General features: G+C 56.9%; 19 protein-coding genes and 1 pseudogene. 9 read left to right on the top strand and 11 right to left on the bottom strand.

Translation table 11 applies throughout. From position 1 onward, the window contains the following. Positions 1 to 2 precede the first annotated feature (2 nt). Positions 3 to 251: a GlsB/YeaQ/YmgE family stress response membrane protein gene (locus EL29_RS05345; RefSeq protein WP_013025436.1), complete on the bottom strand. Its 249-nt coding sequence runs from the start codon at positions 249 to 251 to the stop codon at positions 3 to 5. Between the two features lie 211 nt (positions 252 to 462). On the opposite strand from EL29_RS05345, the gene EL29_RS05340 reads away from it, so the two are divergent. Together EL29_RS05340 and EL29_RS05335 are read left to right on the top strand one after the other, a co-directional pair. Beyond that, entirely contained in the window at positions 463 to 1,197 is a 735-nt protein-coding gene (locus EL29_RS05340; protein WP_014606088.1) for a flagellar brake protein, read from the top strand. Between the two features lie 97 nt (positions 1,198 to 1,294). After that, complete coding sequence (locus EL29_RS05335) at positions 1,295 to 2,428, top strand: mechanosensitive ion channel family protein (protein ID WP_022623580.1); 1,134 nt, start codon at positions 1,295 to 1,297, stop codon at positions 2,426 to 2,428. 52 nt (positions 2,429 to 2,480) lie between these two features. Here EL29_RS05335 and EL29_RS05330 read toward each other — a convergent pair whose 3' ends face one another. Genes EL29_RS05330 through EL29_RS05320 form a run of 3 tightly spaced genes read right to left on the bottom strand, consistent with a single transcriptional unit; the run spans position 2,481 to position 5,738 of the window. Continuing rightward, a complete protein-coding gene (locus EL29_RS05330; RefSeq protein ID WP_028715022.1) occupies positions 2,481 to 3,968 on the bottom strand; it encodes an FGGY family carbohydrate kinase in 1,488 nt (495 codons plus the stop codon). Between the two features lie 2 nt (positions 3,969 to 3,970). Further along, complete coding sequence (locus EL29_RS05325; protein WP_013025432.1) at positions 3,971 to 4,915, bottom strand: transketolase family protein; 945 nt, start codon at positions 4,913 to 4,915, stop codon at positions 3,971 to 3,973. Continuing rightward, positions 4,908 to 5,738, bottom strand: coding sequence for a transketolase (locus EL29_RS05320; RefSeq protein ID WP_013025431.1), 831 nt, complete (start codon positions 5,736 to 5,738; stop codon positions 4,908 to 4,910). Before EL29_RS05320 ends, EL29_RS05325 begins: the two co-directional genes overlap by 8 nt. Positions 5,739 to 6,038: 300 nt before the next feature. Here EL29_RS05320 and EL29_RS05315 point away from each other — a divergent pair, with 300 nt between their 5' ends. Next, complete coding sequence (locus tag EL29_RS05315; RefSeq protein ID WP_014606091.1) at positions 6,039 to 6,986, top strand: sugar-binding transcriptional regulator; 948 nt, start codon at positions 6,039 to 6,041, stop codon at positions 6,984 to 6,986. 50 nt (positions 6,987 to 7,036) lie between these two features. Here the strand turns inward: EL29_RS05315 and emtA are convergent, their stop codons facing one another. Then, positions 7,037 to 7,669, bottom strand: coding sequence for a membrane-bound lytic murein transglycosylase EmtA (gene emtA, locus EL29_RS05310; protein ID WP_028715021.1), 633 nt, complete (start codon positions 7,667 to 7,669; stop codon positions 7,037 to 7,039). Between the two features lie 155 nt (positions 7,670 to 7,824). On the opposite strand from emtA, the pseudogene ldcA reads away from it, so the two are divergent. Next, positions 7,825 to 8,749: pseudogene (ldcA, locus tag EL29_RS05305) on the top strand (muramoyltetrapeptide carboxypeptidase). Between the two features lie 22 nt (positions 8,750 to 8,771). Then, complete coding sequence (locus tag EL29_RS05300) at positions 8,772 to 9,431, top strand: MBL fold metallo-hydrolase (RefSeq protein ID WP_028715020.1); 660 nt, start codon at positions 8,772 to 8,774, stop codon at positions 9,429 to 9,431. On the opposite strand, the gene EL29_RS05295 is transcribed toward EL29_RS05300, so the two are convergent. The 3 genes from EL29_RS05295 to EL29_RS05285 all read right to left on the bottom strand — a co-directional run bounded on the left by EL29_RS05295 (position 9,432) and on the right by EL29_RS05285 (position 10,619). Further along, a complete protein-coding gene (locus tag EL29_RS05295) occupies positions 9,432 to 9,845 on the bottom strand; it encodes a GNAT family N-acetyltransferase (RefSeq protein ID WP_019105676.1) in 414 nt (137 codons plus the stop codon). A 22-nt stretch (positions 9,846 to 9,867) separates the two neighbouring features. Then, a complete protein-coding gene (locus EL29_RS05290) occupies positions 9,868 to 10,251 on the bottom strand; it encodes a hypothetical protein (RefSeq protein ID WP_014606096.1) in 384 nt (127 codons plus the stop codon). Between the two features lie 188 nt (positions 10,252 to 10,439). Then, positions 10,440 to 10,619 carry a hypothetical protein gene (locus EL29_RS05285; protein ID WP_033765874.1) on the bottom strand — a complete coding sequence of 60 codons (180 nt, stop codon included), beginning with the start codon at positions 10,617 to 10,619 and terminating at the stop codon, positions 10,440 to 10,442. 208 nt (positions 10,620 to 10,827) lie between these two features. Between EL29_RS05285 and EL29_RS05280 the strand changes: the two genes are divergently transcribed. From EL29_RS05280 to EL29_RS05270, 3 genes are all read left to right on the top strand, one after another. Next, the gene (locus EL29_RS05280; protein ID WP_015700529.1) at positions 10,828 to 11,157 is read left to right on the top strand and encodes a hypothetical protein; all 330 of its coding nucleotides are present in this window, start codon (positions 10,828 to 10,830) and stop codon (positions 11,155 to 11,157) included. Between the two features lie 65 nt (positions 11,158 to 11,222). After that, positions 11,223 to 11,789, top strand: a complete 567-nt coding sequence (locus tag EL29_RS05275; RefSeq protein ID WP_014593469.1) for a hypothetical protein — start codon at positions 11,223 to 11,225, stop codon at positions 11,787 to 11,789. Positions 11,790 to 12,016: 227 nt separating this feature from the next. After that, positions 12,017 to 12,265: an ElaB/YgaM/YqjD family protein gene (locus tag EL29_RS05270; RefSeq protein ID WP_013025421.1), complete on the top strand. Its 249-nt coding sequence runs from the start codon at positions 12,017 to 12,019 to the stop codon at positions 12,263 to 12,265. Positions 12,266 to 12,300: 35 nt separating this feature from the next. Here EL29_RS05270 and EL29_RS05265 read toward each other — a convergent pair whose 3' ends face one another. Beyond that, the gene (locus EL29_RS05265; protein WP_019105678.1) at positions 12,301 to 13,587 is read right to left on the bottom strand and encodes an MFS transporter; all 1,287 of its coding nucleotides are present in this window, start codon (positions 13,585 to 13,587) and stop codon (positions 12,301 to 12,303) included. A 98-nt stretch (positions 13,588 to 13,685) separates the two neighbouring features. Between EL29_RS05265 and EL29_RS05260 the strand changes: the two genes are divergently transcribed. Beyond that, complete coding sequence (locus tag EL29_RS05260) at positions 13,686 to 14,429, top strand: GntR family transcriptional regulator (protein ID WP_014593467.1); 744 nt, start codon at positions 13,686 to 13,688, stop codon at positions 14,427 to 14,429. Here EL29_RS05260 and EL29_RS05255 read toward each other — a convergent pair. After that, positions 14,416 to 15,396 carry a PfkB family carbohydrate kinase gene (locus EL29_RS05255; protein ID WP_019105679.1) on the bottom strand — a complete coding sequence of 327 codons (981 nt, stop codon included), beginning with the start codon at positions 15,394 to 15,396 and terminating at the stop codon, positions 14,416 to 14,418. The genes EL29_RS05260 and EL29_RS05255 overlap by 14 nt on opposite strands. Beyond that, positions 15,389 to 16,405, bottom strand: a complete 1,017-nt coding sequence (locus tag EL29_RS05250; protein ID WP_019105680.1) for an ADP-ribosylglycohydrolase family protein — start codon at positions 16,403 to 16,405, stop codon at positions 15,389 to 15,391. Before EL29_RS05250 ends, EL29_RS05255 begins: the two co-directional genes overlap by 8 nt. Between the last annotated feature and the right edge of the window lie 6 nt (positions 16,406 to 16,411).

Here is a 16,411-nt window from a genome sequence, read left to right as displayed (position 1 = left end):
CGTTAACTGCGTACTTTGCGGTAGATAAACAGCACGACAAGCGCACCGATGACCGCGACAACGAAGCTACCGAAGTTGAACCCGTCCACACGGCCAAAGCCGAAGAAGGTACTGATCCAACCACCGACTACGGCACCGATAATACCCAGAATCACGGTAATGATGAAACCACCACCATCTTTACCTGGCATGATCCATTTCGCCAGGATACCGGCGATTAAACCAAAGATGATCCATGAAATAATACCCATCCGTTACTCCTTCCTTTTGGTTAGTCAATGGCGATCGCCTGATTAATCAAGCGGTTCACTGCGCCAAGTATAGTCGCGTTTTTCCAAAAATGTAGCGCAAGCAGTTAATGATAGTGGTTATTGTGTTAAAGCTTTATTATTGTGCGCCGATAACGAACGGGTAGTAACAGGATAATTACGTGAAAAAACGTTGCTCATCTGGAGCCAGCAAGTGAAAGAAACCGATAAAGAACAGTATCTGAAACGTGGCACGCTGGCCGTGCTTGGCGTGATGAAGGACCTGCTTCAGTTACAAACACCTTTGCTGGTGAATTTTTCGCGCGGGCAGTTTATTAGCCGTATGCTGGCTGCCGATGAAACGCGCATTGTGTTTGATCTGGGAAGCAATAACCTCGATAACGACTACGCGCTGCACTGCAACGAAATCACGGTCTTCGCCGAAACCCACGGCGCCAAAATCGAATTTGCCCTTGGGGCACTGGAAAAAACCGACTTTGAGGGGTTACCTGCTTTTCAGGCCGCCCTGCCGGACGTACTGTGGCAAATCCAGCGTCGGGAATTTTTCCGCATCAGCGCCCCTATGGAGCCGCAGTTCTGGTGCCATTGCCAGTGGCCTGACGGCACGGCCGCGCGCCTGCGCTTACAGGATCTCTCCCTGGGCGGCATTGGTGTTCTGGTGGAAGAAGCGATGCCGGAAGGGCTGAAAAGCGGGGACGATTTCAACAGCCTGCAGGTCGAACTGGGGGAATTTGGCCAGTTCAACGTCAGCGCTAAGCTTATGCACATTGGCGAACGCAGCATTATCACCAATAAAAATGAGACGAAAGTGACGCCTCGCCTGAGCTTCCGTTTTACCGCACTTGAGCCCCATCAGGAGCGGCAGCTGCAGCAGATTATTTTTGCCTTGGAGCGCCAGGCGCGCGACAAAGCACAACGCTTCCAGTGATCCGCCCTTCATCCTGCGCCGCGCACCGGCGGCGCATCCAGGCTATGCTTTCCCTTGCTTTCACGTTTAACCGGAACCAGCAAGGAGAATCTCCCCAATGGAAAACTGGCTCAGTTCGCGTCATTTTCAGTCCATTTTTTTCAATCAAACACTCTGGATCAATAGCGCTATTGTTATCGTTGCTACCCTTGTCATTTACTGGCTGCTGCGCAGCCTGATTCGTTTTACCTCTAACCGCATTGCCCACTACAGCGAAGTTCGCTACGCCCGGTTTACCGGTATTCTGGTCGAGATCTTGCGCAGCACCAGCCAGCTTCTGCTGCTGATTTTTTCCTTTCTTATCGCCCTGCGCTTTATCGATCTCCCTGACGCCTGGCGCGCGACGATCTCGCACAGCTGGTTCCTGGCCCTGATTGTGCAGATTACGCTGTGGATCGATGGCGGCATCCGCCTGTGGTTAAAGAGCCTGCTGCGCGATCCGCAGCATGTTCGCAATCCTGTCACCACGGTGATTATGGGCATTTTACTGCGCGTGCTGGTTTGGGTCATGATGCTGCTGGCCATTTTATCGAACATGGGCATCGACATTACGGCGCTGGTTGCCAGCCTGGGCGTGGGCGGTATTGCCATCGCCCTCGCCATTCAGACGGTGCTGAGTGATGTGTTTGCCTCACTGGCGATTGGCTTTGATAAGCCTTTCGAACACGGTGATTTTATTGTCTTTGGCGACATCGCGGGGACCATCGAACATATCGGCCTGAAAACCACGCGCCTGCGCAGCCTGAGTGGTGAACAGATCGTCTGTTCCAACACCATTCTGCTGCAGCAAACGATTCACAACTACAAACGTATGCAGCAGCGCCGTATCGTGTTCAGGTTTGGTATCAGCTATGCCACACCTTCTGAGCAGGTACGCGAGATAAGTGAACAGGTGAAAACCATCATTCAGGGCATCGAGATGACCCGCTTTGACCGCGCCCATTTTCTGGCGTTCGATGATTCGAAGCTGACGTTTGAAGTGGTCTATTTTGTGTTGAGTGCCGACTACAACCAGTACATGGATATTCAACAGGAGATTAACCTGCAGCTGATGGCGGCACTGGAAGAACGCAATATACGCTTTGCCTTCCCGATCCGTCAGGTCGAATTCAGCGGGGGCAGTTTGCCGCCGGTCGATCTTAAGCCGGTTCCCGATGACGACGCGGCCCAGCTACGCCGCGCGAATCGTTAAGCGCCGGGACGAACGGAGGATCGCGGCACGCTGCCCGATCCTCTTGCAGCCCTTATGCGGGCTGATAGCGACAGCGGGCAACGGCGTTCAGCCAGCCCTGATAGCTGTCCTGCATTTTCTGCGCCAGCTGCCTGCGCGGCATCACGACGTTGCCGCCCTGAAGAGCCTGCATATCACTCCCCTGTTGCCACCATCCCAGCTGTTTACCTGCCAGCAGTGCCGCCCCCAGCGCGGAGGCTTCAGCGGTAGGCGCACAATGCAGCGGGCGCTGCAGGACGTCCGCCTGAAACTGCATCAGCCAGCGATTTTGTGTCGCACTGCCGTCAACGCACAGCGCAGGTAATGTGTCGCCGCTTGCCTGTTCCATAGCGAAAAAGACATCAGCAATTTGCCAGGTAATCGACTCCAGCGCGACCCGCGCCAGCACCGCCGGGGTGGCCGCATCGGTCAGGCCGCACAGCATGCCGCGGGCTTTTAAATCCCACCAGGGCGCGCCCAGTCCGGACAGGGCCGGGACAAAATAGCAGCCCTGATTGTCATCACAGCTTTCGGCCATTGCCGTCAGCTGCTGGGGATCGGTGACGCCGAGCATTTTTCCCAGCCAGGCCGCACCTGAACCGGTGTGGGTAATATTGCCTTCAAACGCAAAGCGCGGTTGACCGTCGTGCCACGCCACGGTGGTGCTGAGGCCATTGTCGGTCAGGATCGGCGTTACCATCGACATCATCAGCGAGGAGCCCGTGCCATAGGTTGCCTTAACCACTTCCGCCTCGTCACGGCGCTGGGCATAAAGCGCCGCATGGGAATCGCCAATGCGTGCCAGGATCGGGGTGCCAGGTGCCAGACCGGCAATATCAGTTAAGGCAACCACGCCCGCACAACCCGCTGAGGCGTTAATCTGCGGCAACGCAGCGCGCGGCAGGCTGAACAGGGACAGCAGTTCATCATCCCAGTCGTTGGTGTGCAGACTGTAAAGCTGCGTGCGTGCCGCATTGGCATGGTCGGTAACGAAGCACTCTCCCGCCGACAGTTGCCAGGTCAGCCAGCTGTCCACTGTACCAATACATAACTCCCCCGCCGCCGCTCTGGCAAAACCGTCAGGCAGTGACGCCAGCATGCCAGTCAGCTTGGCGGCAGGAAACATAGGATCGACCGCCAGCCCGGTTAGCGCCGTAATCTTCCCGGCCTGTCCAGACAGATGAAGATCGCGGCAAAACGATTCCGAACGGCGGTCCTGCCAGCTCACCAGCGGGGTGAGCGGCATGGCGTCCCGACGCTGCCATATCAAAACCGATTCACGCTGATTGCTGATCGCAACCGCCGCGACCGGTGCGTCGGCGCACTGGGCAAGACAGTCGGCTATCGCCTGCCTGACGGCCAGCCAGATGGCCATGGGGGCCTGCTCGGCCAGACCGGGTTGCGGATGCTGCAGCGTCAGGCCCTGACTGGCCCGCGCCACCACTTTTCCCTGACGATTTACGGCGACCGCTTTGGCGTTGGTGGTGCCTTCATCAATAGCCAGAATCACGGACTCATGCATCGTCAGCCTCCTGTGCAAAGGCGCAGCGCCTGGGCCGCCACGCTGCTGGCGTCAATGCCATGACAGGCCCGGGTAGAGGCGCGATCGCCGGCGATGGCGTACTCGCCATCCGCAATGCCCAGACGCAACAGCTTAACCGGCAAGCCGTTCTCGGCCAGGACCTCCGCCACCAGGCTGCCTACGCCACCATTGATGTTGTGCTCTTCAACCGTGATGACGCTACGGTAGTGACTCAGCAGATTATGCAATTGCTGAGTGTTACAGGGACGAAGAGAAGGCACGGCGATTACCGCGGCGGAAACCCCCTGCTTTTCCAACTGCTCTGCGGCGGTAACGGCCTCATGTACCGTTGAGCCCATGGCAACAAGCGCAATGTCATGGCCTTCGCGCAGCAGATCGATCGCCCCGGGTGTAAAGCGGTATTCGTCGTCATGCAACTGCGGCAACGCCTTGCCATCCAGCCGAATATAAACCGGCCCCACATGATCAAGGGCATAGTCGATGATTTGGCGGCACTCAAGGGGACAGGAAGGCGCGTAGATTTCAATATTGCCAAATCCACGCAGGATGGCGATGTCGTCAATGCTGTGGTGCGTGCTGGCGAGCGGGCCGTAGCTGGCTCCTGCATTCAGCCCAAACAGCTTAACGTTAGTATTGTTATAACAGACGTCGATTTTCACCTGCTCGTTAGCGCGGGAGATCAGAAAGGGTGCGGCGTTACAGGTTACAGCCACTTTTCCGCCCAGCGCCAGCCCGGCAGCCGTGCCCACCAGCGCCTGCTCGGCGATGCCCACGTTAATTAACCGGCCGGGAAACGCCTTAATAAACGGCGCGATTTTAGCAGTTGAGGTGGAGTCAGCCACCACCGGAACCACATCGATACCGCGATCAACCGCCGCCATCAATGCTTCTACCATGACCTCTGCCAGATGTTGTGCCTTACTCATCTTTTAACTCCTCCAGTGCCCGGTCGATTTCTTCACCCTTGGGCACCCGGTGGTGCCATTCCGCTTTGCCCTGGATAAAGGAGATACCAAACCCTTTTTCCGTGTGGGCGATAATCACCCGCGGTTTGCCGCTTACCGGCGGCTGTTCGAGTGCGCTGACCACCGATGCCATGTCATTGCCCTGGCATTCACTCACCGCCAGACCAAAGGCACGCCATTTCTCCGCCAGCGGATCGGTGTTCATAATGTCACGCGTCGATCCCGCCAGTTGGAGTTTGTTTTTGTCGTTAATCACAATCAGGTTATCCAGCCCGTAATGGGCTGCCACCAGCGCCGCTTCCCAGTTACTGCCTTCTGCCAGCTCGCCGTCACCGGTCACGACAAAAATGCGCCGCCGACTGTTGCTCTTCTTCGCCGCCAGCGCAATGCCCACCGCCACGGGCAATCCGTGCCCCAGCGCGCCCGTGTTCAGTTCGACGCCCGGCGTCTTTTGCCGCACCGGATGCCCCGGTAAAGCGGAGTGAGCATGCTGATAGGTCGCCAGCCACTCCAGCGGGAAATACCCGGCTTCCGCCAGCACACAGTAATATCCTCCCACGGCATGACCTTTTGACTGGATATAGATATCACGCTCGTCATCTGCCGTCCGGTCGGGCGCACAGTTGAGGATGCGGAAATAGAGCGCAGTCAGGATTTCAACCTGCGACAGGTCCGCGCCGGTGTGCCCTCCCGCCGGGCTGCCCGCGTTAAGCTGAATAATGCGGCGGCGCACTGACCGCGCTCGTTTTTCAAGCTCATTTACAGAAAGCATAAAAGGATTCATAGCTCACCTATTGAATTTTAAGTCCACACTGAATATATATTCAGGCTGGGTGTTATTGCCCCGTGCTGACAGGCAATGCGTGAAAGTCTCACACTTACATGTGCTGCCAGACCAAAGTCCTTTCCCTTTATGAATATATATTCAATAATGATTTTATATTCAAACCCACTATGCGCCTTGCGGATGACGCCGTCCAGACAGGAAGTGATAAAAAGCGAAAATGATCACAAATTGCCGTGGATTGTGATTTTTACGTGGGTGGTTAACAATGGCAGGCAGAACACGAGAGGAAAAAAACCAATGGCGAAGCAGGATGAACAGCGGCTCATGGTAAAAATTGCCACACTTTACTATGTCGAAGGCAGGAAGCAGTCCGATATTGCACAGCTACTCAAGCTGTCTCAGTCGTTCGTATCGCGTATTCTGAACCGCAGTGTGAAAGAAGGCGTGGTAAAAATCAGCGTGGTGCCGCCTGCTAATGTCTTTCCGGAACTGGAAAAAGCGCTTGAGCAACGCTATCAGCTGCCGCAGGCCATTGTGGTGGATGTGCCAGAACAGGCGTCCGCTGGCGAGATCAAACAGGCGATTGGCTCGGCGGCGGCGCACTATCTGGAAACCCGACTGCGCGCGGACGAACTTATTGGCATCTCCTCCTGGAGCGGCACCATTCGTGCAATGGTGGATGCCCTGCATCCTCTCAATAACGCCTGTAAAGGTGTGATTCAGCTGCTGGGCGGCGTGGGGGCCAACGGAAACGTCCAGGCTACGATACTGACGCAAAATCTTGCCGCGCTGTTGAATTGCCCCGCCTGGCTGCTGCCCTCTCAGTCCATTGAACACTCGGTCACGGATCGCCAGCGGCTGGCCGCCAATCCCGACGTCGCCGAAGTGCTGAATAAGTTTAATGAGGTGGACTTAGCCATTGTCGGCATTGGCGATCTTGAACCTTCTGCGCTGCTGCGCAATTCGGGTAACTACTACGACGCAACCATGTTACGCACCCTGGCCGGGCGCGGCGCGGTGGGGGATATTTGCCTGCACTATTTTGATGAACAGGGTCAACCCGTGCTGAACGCCGATGAGGATCCGGTCATTGGCATGGAACTGGAACAGGTGCGACAGTGTGCGCAGGTGGTGGCGCTGGCAGGCGGCAAAGAGAAAGCACAGGCGATTCGCGGGGCGCTGCGGGGTGGCTATGTGAATGTGCTGATTGTGGATTATCCCACGGCAAGGCTGCTGACCACTTAACTGTTCTCTCCTCACCTGCCAAAAAGGAAGGTGAGGAGAAAACATGAGGATCAGCTGTTAGCGCGGTAAGCCGTGGTGACTTTCCACAGGTAACGTGGCGCCTGGGCTGCAGGATGTTTGTTTTGTACGTGCTGATAGAACTCGTCCGGCGTCATGGCATTTATCATGGCAATGGCCCGATCGCGATTGCTGGAGAAGGTGCGCAGTAAAGCGCCAGCACCGTTTGCATAGGAAACAATGGTGGCGTAACGCAGCGTGAGGGGATCGCGGATGCCCGAAAGCTCAGACTGCTGCAGAATTTTGATGTACGCGGTACCAATATCTATATTTCTGGCCGGATCGCGCAGCTCTGCGTTGCTCGGCTGACCGTGGCGCCCCTGGGTGCGATACACTTCCCGGCCCGCGGTTGAGGCTTTGATCTGCATTAATCCCACCGCATTAGAACGGCTGACCACGCCAGGGTTCCCACCGGACTCCACATTGATAATGGCGCTGATCAGTTTTTCATCCACCCCATACTGGTTGGCGGCCGTTTCGGTAAAGAGTGACCAGGTTCCACTGATGCGTGAAGGCGGTGCCTGAGTTAACGGCGTATTCTTCTCTTTAACGTAAGTATGCGGCGGTTCACTGGCACAGCCCGTCAGCAGCAAGGCTGAAATGACAAAGTAGCGAATTTTTAGCAATTTTTTATCTCGTCGCAGAAGTGGCGGAAGCTATCATACCGAGCCGGCTGAATTGCAAAATTACCGTTTATCCTAATTACAGCAGTCTGATGACTTATTTACGGTTTTTCGTCATTATCGTGAAGTCTGTCACTGACTAATTTCAGGAATTTACTATGACGTCACGTTCCATCCGTCTTATTGCCCCTTCAGGTTATTGCCATAATCAACCTGCGGCCCTGCTCGGGGTTGAACGCCTGCGAGCGGAAGGACATCGCGTGGACAATGACGCCGTCATCGCGCGGCGCTTCCAGCGCTTTGCTGGCACCGACGAGGCGCGCTCAGGCGATATTAATGAACTGGCTGACTTAGCAACCCTACCCGATATTGTGCTGGCGGTGCGCGGCGGTTATGGCGCAACACGGCTGCTGCCGTCGGTGGATTATGCCGGCCTGAAGCGTCGTTTAGCGCACCAGCCGCTGGCCATCTGTGGGCACAGCGACTTCACCGTGTTGCAGTTAGCGCTGCTCCAACATGCCGGTTTGATTAGCTTCAGTGGACCGATGCTGGCGGGCAATTTTGGCGCTGAGGTTTTATCCGAATTTACCCTGCAGCACTTTTGGCATGCGCTGACATCACCTACAGTCATGGTGGCCTGGCAAAGTGAAACACCCGATAACCGGCCACTGGCAGGGGACGCTGTGGGGCGGCAACCTGGCGATGCTCTGCTCGCTAATCGGGACGCCATGGCTGCCGCAGATTGAGAACGGCATTCTGGTTATCGAAGATGTTAACGAGCATCCGTTCCGTATTGAACGTATGCTGCTGCAGTTGCACCAATGCGGCGTGCTGGCCAGACAGCAGGCAATTGTCACCGGCAGTTTCACCAGTACCGCTCTGTCGGAGTACGACAACGGATTTGATTTCCCTACGGTCTGGCAGCACATTCGCGAGGTCAGCGGTCTGCCGGTTATCAGCGACCTGGACTTCGGTCACGCTCCGGATACCGTCACCTTACCTCTGGGTGCAACGGCCACGCTGCAGGTGAATCAGGGTAAGGTTGTATTACAGGCGAGCGGACATCCCGTATTGCGCACATAGCTGAAGTTGCAGGAGATCGACATTGAAGCCGCTGTATGACGATTTGTGGATCTCAACGCCGGAGTTTCCGGCCGAAGGTACCGAAGACATTATGATGCATGGTTTTTTGCTGCGTCATCCGCGCGGCAATTTACTGATTGGACGGGTAGAAAACCCGCTGGATCATGAAGTGCTGGCGGATGATAACGGCGTAATCCGGCATTACCTGACCCACTGGCATGAATCCGCGCCCGGCGCGGCGCGTATCCAGCAGCGCTTTAACAGCGCGCTCTACTGCCACAGCCGCTCATTGGGGCAGATCAGCCGCTTTGTCGAACCTGACGATACCTTCACGCAGCAGGAAACGCATTTTTGTGATTTTCACCTGTTGCCGACGCCCGGCCACACGCCCGGCAGCTGCAGCTATCTTTACGCTTCCCCTAACGGCCTGACCTACTTGTTTGTCGGTGATACACTCACGCGTCAGCATGACCGCTGGATAACCGTGCTGGTGCCCGAGAGCAATCCTGCCGAACTGGCCGCTTCGCTGGAGCTCTACCGGACTCTGCGCCCTGACGTGGTGCTGATGAGCACCACGCGCGGCCATCTCTCATGGCAGAAAGTGACCCTGTCCGGCTGGCTGGCCGCTATCGACGAGGCAGAGCTGCACCCGCTGGATCTGCGCCAGCAGGCGGTGCTGTAGTTACAGGATTTTGGTCAGATAATGGCGCTGGTAATGGTGAATATAGTCGCCAAGCGTTAACCGGACGTGATAGCCCAACTTCTCGTAGAAGGGCCGAGCCTGAAAGCTGGCCGTATCGACCTGGGCAAAACGGCATCCTCGCTGGCGCGCCTCTTGTTCTGCCGCCAGCACCAACTGACTTCCCGTGCCCTGCCCCCGGAGCCTGTCGCTGACCCAAAGCAAATCGATGCGTAACCAGTTACCTGTCGTCGTACCGGTTAACCCTGCCAGCTTCTTCCCCTGAAAATCACAGATAAACAGCCCCAGCGGTTTAATCAGGTCCACGTCAAAAAATTTGCTGTTATGCGCATTCAGGCCTAGCCGGAGTTCATCCTGATCTTTACTGGTCACCTTATCAGTGAGGGTAATCTGCATTGGCATTCCTTATCGCGGCAAATCAGGAGTCGTTACGTTGTCTGTCGTCGTAGCGCTCAAGGCTCAGGACGTCCACGTCACGCTTCGCGCTGCGGCTGCAGGGCACCAGCGCGTCGCTGTCATGGTAGACAAAGAAGGTGTCGAGATTGCTTTTGTTGACGATCAGCTGATCGCCGTTGCGGAAGCGGGTAATGGCCACTTTGTCACCGCCCTCAATCTGCGTGTTCAGTTGCCCCGCCGCAATCTGGAAGTGCTGTTTGGGCCAGGAGAGCGTACTCAGGCCATATTCAGCGCGTGAAATGGTCATGGTAGGCCGACCGGGACAATGGATCTGGAATTCGCTTTCGCTCCACGCTGACGCGCTGTAACAGGCCAACAGGCACAGGGCAAGACGGACTGCTTTCATCTGATTTCCTCCGCTGAATACGTCATTTCCCATTGTCAGAGGAGTTTATCACAATAAAAGCCAGGCAGAGCAGGACGGGACAGGTTGCCGCAGGAATTCAGGCGTGCCGGAGAGACAGCCGCTCACCTGCCCTGCGCACCACCAGAAAACCGAACGGGCGAGATGGCATCGGGTAAACCACGGCTCAATTAGTCTGCAGCCACTTCCGCTGCGACCAACATTAACGCCAGGTCGGCGTGTTCGCTGTCGAAGCTGCTCATCACATCGCGAATTTCAGCGGCACAGGCAATGACCTGCTGCCTTTTTTCTGCATCCAGCGATTCGATGGCGTGGCGAATAATCATTAGGCTGGCTTCTTCTTCTTTCATCATTTATCCCTGAATTTGCTTAAGCGATGCGCAAAGATGGCAAGAATAACGTTTATTCCACCTCAAAGTCATCTTTTGCATTTCTGTTGCTTAACCTTTGAGCAAAGCACAAATCAGCCTGTGTCGCAGAACTGCTATGATCATGTTATTTGCGGCGCAACAGGATAGAATCGTTCACCGCTTTCATGGACTTGGGCAGGGACAGGATATGTTGCGATCGGTAGTTTTCATTTTTATGGCACTGCTTGCGGGCTGCTCATCGTCGCCGAAAGGCGTGGAATGCCCGGGCGAGGTCAGCACCCTTTACGGTCAGTCGCTGGGCCAGACCCAGGGGACGATTTTCGATCTGGTCACCTCATTTAGCGTCAGTCGGGACGGCGCAAGCGTGCAGAGCGGTCCGCTGCAGTCGCAGGATCGCTTCCAGTACATTCCTTCCGCCGTCACGCGTGAGGGTTATTATGCGCAACGCCTGTCGGACAAGCAGTTCCGGCTCATCAATCCCTATCAGGATACCCTGATCACCTGGACCTGCCCGTAGAGGGGTGAATCCGGGCGCAGAATGGTATAGTGTCAGGAAACGTCAAGAGACAGGTCATCCTTCACATGGAAAAGCGTCTGGATAACAACGGCTATATCGATTTTCCCTTCCCGGCGACCCGCAATGAAGACGGTACGGTCAATCCCTGCGGCATCGACTTAACGCTGGAAACAGAGCGCCTTGAAGAGGTTGCGGTGCTGCGCCACTCAGCAAACCTGCAGCGTCTGGTGGAAGAGGTGAATCTTCAGGACGGGCTGTTCATGACGCTGGCCTGCGACTGGCAACAGCAGGAAAACGCGGTGTGCGGGTTTATTGATATCGCCTTTCGTCCCGAGTTGCCTGGCCATTCACATGCTGAGACGCTGCAGCTGGAAACCGCGTTTTACACCTATCTCAAAGAGCAGGCCCAACAGCATGGGCTGGCAGCGGATGCGCTGGTCAACTATGCCCGTGCTGTACTCGACTGGGGCTGGTCGCCGCTGCAGCAACGTCAGCGCCGCTATGAAAAAATCACAATTCAGTACTACTGCCCTCAGTCGGAGGATGCGGAATGGTGCTTCGACCATATTCGCCACTTTCTGGTGAGCTGGTACCCTCAGTACGCCGCCGCTCCGGGCAATGCCGTTTTGTGAAACAGCTGGTAATGATTTTTCCCTGCACACATTAGCCACTGGCGAGTTGCCGCGTTTCCCCGCTTCACGCCCCTGCCTGCGCGCCTCTCAGGCCAGCGATATGACGCGGTGGCAGATATTTTCCCCTGACCTTTGCCTCCTGAACAGAAGATTAATGCGCCCTGGGGCAGCACGACGGCTAAGCTTTGCTACGCTTTAGGTGACTGTGATAACCAAGGAGATGAAGCATGTCAGGAAAAATTGAAGATGCAGTGAAAGAAGTCGCCGGTGCCGCAGAGCAACAATGGGGTGAAGTTACCGACTCCCCGCGTCACCGTGCCCGTGGTGCAGCACGCCGCTACACCAATCAGGCATCCTACGCCGCACGTGATGCCGCTGATTGCATCAAGGATCAGGTGCAGTCTAACCCGTTCGCGGGTCTGGCCGTAGCCGCTGGCGTTGGCGTGGTACTTGGCTTCCTGCTGGGCCGCAAATAAGTCTCAAAACGGGAGCGTTGGCTCCCGTTTTACCCTCATACCAGATCGCGCAGATGATCGTCTTTGTTTAACGTCATCAGTGCCGGTATTGTTACCAACGCCGTTGCCATCATGTACCACGCCGGAATATCCAGATTGCCCGTCTGCTTGACCAGCCCTGTAATAATCAACCCCGCACAGCCCGAGAAAACGGCATTCGATAGCGAATACGCCAGTCCCAGTCCGGTGTAGCGAACCCGTGTGGGAAACATTTCGGCCAGCATCGCCGGCCCCGGCCCTGCCAGTAAGCCCACCACACCGCCTGCAATAAACACCACCAGCGCTTTGCTGGGTAACGCCACCGTTTCCGCCTGCAGCACCTTCAGCAGCGGCATCGCCAGTAACAGCAACAGTACGCTGGCCACCACCATCACCCGGCGTCGCCCTATCCTGTCACTGAGTATCCCCGCCGGAATAATGGTCAAGGCAAACCCCAGATTGGAAATCACGGCGATCGCCAGCGCCTGGTGCAGTCCGGTGTGCAGGGCGGACTGAAGGTAGGCTGGCATAATGACCAGACAAGTGTAACCCGCCGCTGACCACAGCATCACGCGCGCCACGGCCAGCAGAATGGTTTTCAACGTCTGGAGCGGTGCGGCTTTGCCCCCCTTCTGCTGCTGTTGCTGACGGACAAAGCCGGGCGTTTCGTCCATTGCCAGCCGCAGCCAGAGCGCCACCATGCCCAGCGGTAATGCCAGGATAAACGGAATGCGCCAGCCCCAGGCCAGCATGGCTGGTGGGCTGAGCGTAAACGACAACAGCGCCACCAGCCCGACGCCAGCCAGCAGGCCCAGCGCCACCGTGAGCGACTGCCACGCGCCATACAGGCCGCGCTTGCCTCGCGGCGCAAATTCCGTCATCAGGGAGACCGCACCGCCGTATTCTCCTCCGGCAAACACCCCCTGCAGGATACGCAGCCCGGTCAGGATTAAGGGTGCTGCGATGCCCACTGAGGCATAGGTCGGCACCAGGCCAATCGCCGTGGTCGCCAGCGTCATGAACACCAGCACCATAATCAGCGTCGGTTTGCGGCCGATGCGATCGCCGATACGGCCAAACACCAGCGCACCCAGTGGCCGAAAGAAAAATGCGACGGCAAAGGAGGCCCAGGTGAGAATCAGCCCACTCAAGGCCGACTCGCCCTGTAACTGGAAAAAGTTCTGCGCAATCAGCGTGGCGAGAAAGCCGTAAATGGCGAACTCATACCACTCAATAAAGTTGCCAACCGAACCCGCAACCAGCGCACGTTTATGTTGCTTTACCTGGGGTGAATAGGTTTCCATTTGACTATCCTCAACTTGCAGCCTGCAAAAGCAGTACGGCGATAAGAGAGATAGTATAGAATTCCAGCAGATAAGGTTATGTATCCCAGACGAGAATAATGACATCACAGCATAATGCCCTTTTCAGTCATCTGAGCAGCGTGCTCAGCGCCGAGAGCAAAACCCCGCTCTATAAACGTTTCGTGCAGGTGATTAAAGACGCCGTGCGCGACGGCGTGCTGCGTCACGAAGAGGTGTTGCCCAGCGAGCGCGAATTTTCTCACTCTCTGGGGATCTCCCGCATCACGGTGCGTAAAGCGATGGATGCGCTCTCTCAGGAAGGGATTGTTCATCGCTCGCGTGGCTATGGCACGCAGATTTGTCGCGCACTGGAATACTCACTGAAAGAGCCGCAGGGATTTTCACAGCAGGTCGTATTACGGGGTAAAAAGCCCGATACGGAATGGCTGCAAAAACATCGTATCCGTTGCGAAGATGACATTGCGCAGAAGCTGCAGCTGCCCCCGGACAGTGAGGTCTATTTGCTGAAGCGCCTGCGTTATGTCGATCAACAGGCCGTGTCCGTGGAAACGTCCTGGGTGCCGTGCGATTTGATCAACGACGCCAGCGACATCGGTATTTCGCTGTACGACTATTTTCGCCGCCACCAGATCCAGCCGGTGAAAACGCAAAGTCGCGTCAGTGCGCAAATGCCAGATGCCGAATTACAGCGCCTCATTGCCCTGCCCGAGCGGATTCCCGTACTGGTGATTAAGCAGTTGGCGCTGGATGCGCGCGATCGTCCTCTGGAATACAGCATCAGCTACTGTCGCAGTGATTTGTACGTGTTTATTGCCGAGTAAGGCACTGCTGCCAGTGGCGAATCAGCGCTGCACGGTCGGGGGCGGTATCGCCTCCACGCTGCGCAACCACGAATGATGCGACGGCATTCCCCAGCGCCACTGCGTTATCAAGTGGCCAGCCAGATGCGAGCGCAGCCAGTAATCCTCCCGTGTGGCTGTCACCGGCCCCAATCGTATCGACCACCGCCGTCTTGAATGCTGCGATCCAGCCGTACTGTCCGTGATGGCTGAAGCCTGCGCCTTCGCTATCCAGCCTGACCACCAGCGGGCTGGCAAAATGTTTTGCCCACTGGGTAATCAGCGCCTGCGCGTTAAAAGACCCGTCCTGCTGCAAACGCTGGTGCCAGACGTGTTCGGCTTCCTGGCGATTAAGCGTAATCAACGGCTGCAGCGCCATCACGCGCTGCCAGTGATCCGGCGCGATCGCAGGCAGACGCGGCCCAAAATCGATCGCCAGCCGCGGCCTGTTTGCCAGCCCTTCCAGCCAGGACAGCAGTGTTTCCGCATTCTTGCCGATGAGCTGATAACCCGACAGATACAGCCAGCCTTCTGCGTGAAGCGGAACAGAGGCCAGCATCGCCTCATCCCACTGGTTCTCCACCCCGGCCACCGACAGGAACGTGCGTTCTCCGTCGGGTTCAACCAGCGCCAGGCACCAGCCGTTGTCGCCCTTGTGGGTTTCCGTGACGCTGGTCAGGCCACAGGCCGTAAGCTTTTGCCGGAGTAGCTCAGCCCAGACGCCCTGGCCGAGCGGTAACGCAGAAACGGCATCCATACCTAAGCGGTGCAGCGCCAGCGCCACGTTCAACGCACAGCCTCCCACGCTGATACTTTGCTGCTGCAGCGCGCTGTCGCCGCCGCGCTGGGGAAGCTGCTCGGCGCGGGCGATGACATCCACGACGGCGGCGCCCAGTACGACGATCGGGGCCCGGTTGCCTAATGTTGCCACGCTCTGGGAATCAACCATGCGCCGCCTCCCGCTTGAGGCGAAAAGCGGTAAACGCCCGGCCGTAGCTTTCAAAGTCCAGTTTATTTACGCTATCCAGCTGCTGTCGGAGCGCAGGGTCAATGGCATCAATACCGTTAAGCGCACCACAAATGGCAACCGCCATCGCACCAATGGTGTCCGTGTCGCCGCCCAGATTGGCGCAAAGAATGGCGCAGCGGTTGGGATCGGTTCCTGCCAGTTCAACCATCGCGATGGCGGCGGGCACGGACTCGATGGTGCTGGTGCCTGTTCCCACCAGGGCATAGATGTTCTCCATAGTGGATTCAACACCGCGCCCCTGTTCAACCACCGAAAATGCCAGCTCGAGGCGCGCAGACATGGCCGCACTAAAGGTGGTTATCTGCCGCTCCTGCGCCGCACGCGCGACGGCCGGCAGCGCGTCACGAATCTGTCTCCAGCCTGCGCCCTCTATCGCCTGGGAAACGGCCCAGGCAATCACGGTTGCCCCGGCAATCGCGACGTCGGCCTTATGGGTGGGGCTGGACGCCAGCGCAACCGCATCAATAAAACTGTGCAAATCTCGCGCGGGTAACAGGCAGCCCAGCGGGGCAATACGCATCGCCGCCCCATTAGTCAGGCCGTTGTTTTCCAGCGCGCTGATCGGCTGGCCGGCCTGTAGTGCGCGCAGCGCGATTTTTGATGTGGGCCCCAGAACATTTTTATTAAACGCGTCAAACCCTTCTGCCCAGCGCAGGATGTTAAGACCAATGGTTTCAGCGACGATCTCTCCGTCATGACGGATGATGGCATCGGCCAGCGCCAGCGCCATCGATGTATCGTCGGTGAACTCGGCGCGGCCGAAATAGCAGGCGGCGTTATTCTCTGCCGGGCCGGGCAGAAAACGATCAATCCAGCCAAAATGTGCTTTCACGCGGCTTCGCGGCCAGAGTTCTGACGGCATGCCCATGGCATCGCCAAGCGCCTGACCATAAAATGCGCCGGTGATCCTTTGTTGTACGGTAATCATCTTCTC

This window comes from Pantoea ananatis LMG 2665 (assembly GCF_000710035.2).
Classification (GTDB): Bacteria; Pseudomonadota; Gammaproteobacteria; order Enterobacterales; family Enterobacteriaceae; genus Pantoea; species Pantoea ananatis.
Note: the sequence above shows the minus strand (reverse complement) of the source record. Positions and strands in the feature narration are given on the sequence as shown.

Bases quoted from the DNA above. Each gene is read 5' to 3' on its own strand.
- EL29_RS05345 (WP_013025436.1), bottom strand. From the start codon at position 251: ATGGGTATTATTTCATGGATCATCTTTGGTTTAATCGCCGGTATCCTG.
- EL29_RS05335 (WP_022623580.1), top strand. From the start codon at position 1,295: ATGGAAAACTGGCTCAGTTCGCGTCATTTTCAGTCCATTTTTTTCAAT.
- EL29_RS05330 (WP_028715022.1), bottom strand. From the start codon at position 3,968: ATGCATGAGTCCGTGATTCTGGCTATTGATGAAGGCACCACCAACGCC.
- EL29_RS05325 (WP_013025432.1), bottom strand. From the start codon at position 4,915: ATGAGTAAGGCACAACATCTGGCAGAGGTCATGGTAGAAGCATTGATG.
- EL29_RS05320 (WP_013025431.1), bottom strand. From the start codon at position 5,738: ATGAATCCTTTTATGCTTTCTGTAAATGAGCTTGAAAAACGAGCGCGG.
- EL29_RS05315 (WP_014606091.1), top strand. From the start codon at position 6,039: ATGGCGAAGCAGGATGAACAGCGGCTCATGGTAAAAATTGCCACACTT.
- EL29_RS05295 (WP_019105676.1), bottom strand. From the start codon at position 9,845: ATGCAGATTACCCTCACTGATAAGGTGACCAGTAAAGATCAGGATGAA.
- EL29_RS05290 (WP_014606096.1), bottom strand. From the start codon at position 10,251: ATGAAAGCAGTCCGTCTTGCCCTGTGCCTGTTGGCCTGTTACAGCGCG.
- EL29_RS05285 (WP_033765874.1), bottom strand. From the start codon at position 10,619: ATGAAAGAAGAAGAAGCCAGCCTAATGATTATTCGCCACGCCATCGAA.
- EL29_RS05280 (WP_015700529.1), top strand. From the start codon at position 10,828: ATGTTGCGATCGGTAGTTTTCATTTTTATGGCACTGCTTGCGGGCTGC.
- EL29_RS05275 (WP_014593469.1), top strand. From the start codon at position 11,223: ATGGAAAAGCGTCTGGATAACAACGGCTATATCGATTTTCCCTTCCCG.
- EL29_RS05270 (WP_013025421.1), top strand. From the start codon at position 12,017: ATGTCAGGAAAAATTGAAGATGCAGTGAAAGAAGTCGCCGGTGCCGCA.
- EL29_RS05265 (WP_019105678.1), bottom strand. From the start codon at position 13,587: ATGGAAACCTATTCACCCCAGGTAAAGCAACATAAACGTGCGCTGGTT.
- EL29_RS05260 (WP_014593467.1), top strand. From the start codon at position 13,686: ATGACATCACAGCATAATGCCCTTTTCAGTCATCTGAGCAGCGTGCTC.
- EL29_RS05255 (WP_019105679.1), bottom strand. From the start codon at position 15,396: ATGGTTGATTCCCAGAGCGTGGCAACATTAGGCAACCGGGCCCCGATC.
- EL29_RS05250 (WP_019105680.1), bottom strand. From the start codon at position 16,405: ATGATTACCGTACAACAAAGGATCACCGGCGCATTTTATGGTCAGGCG.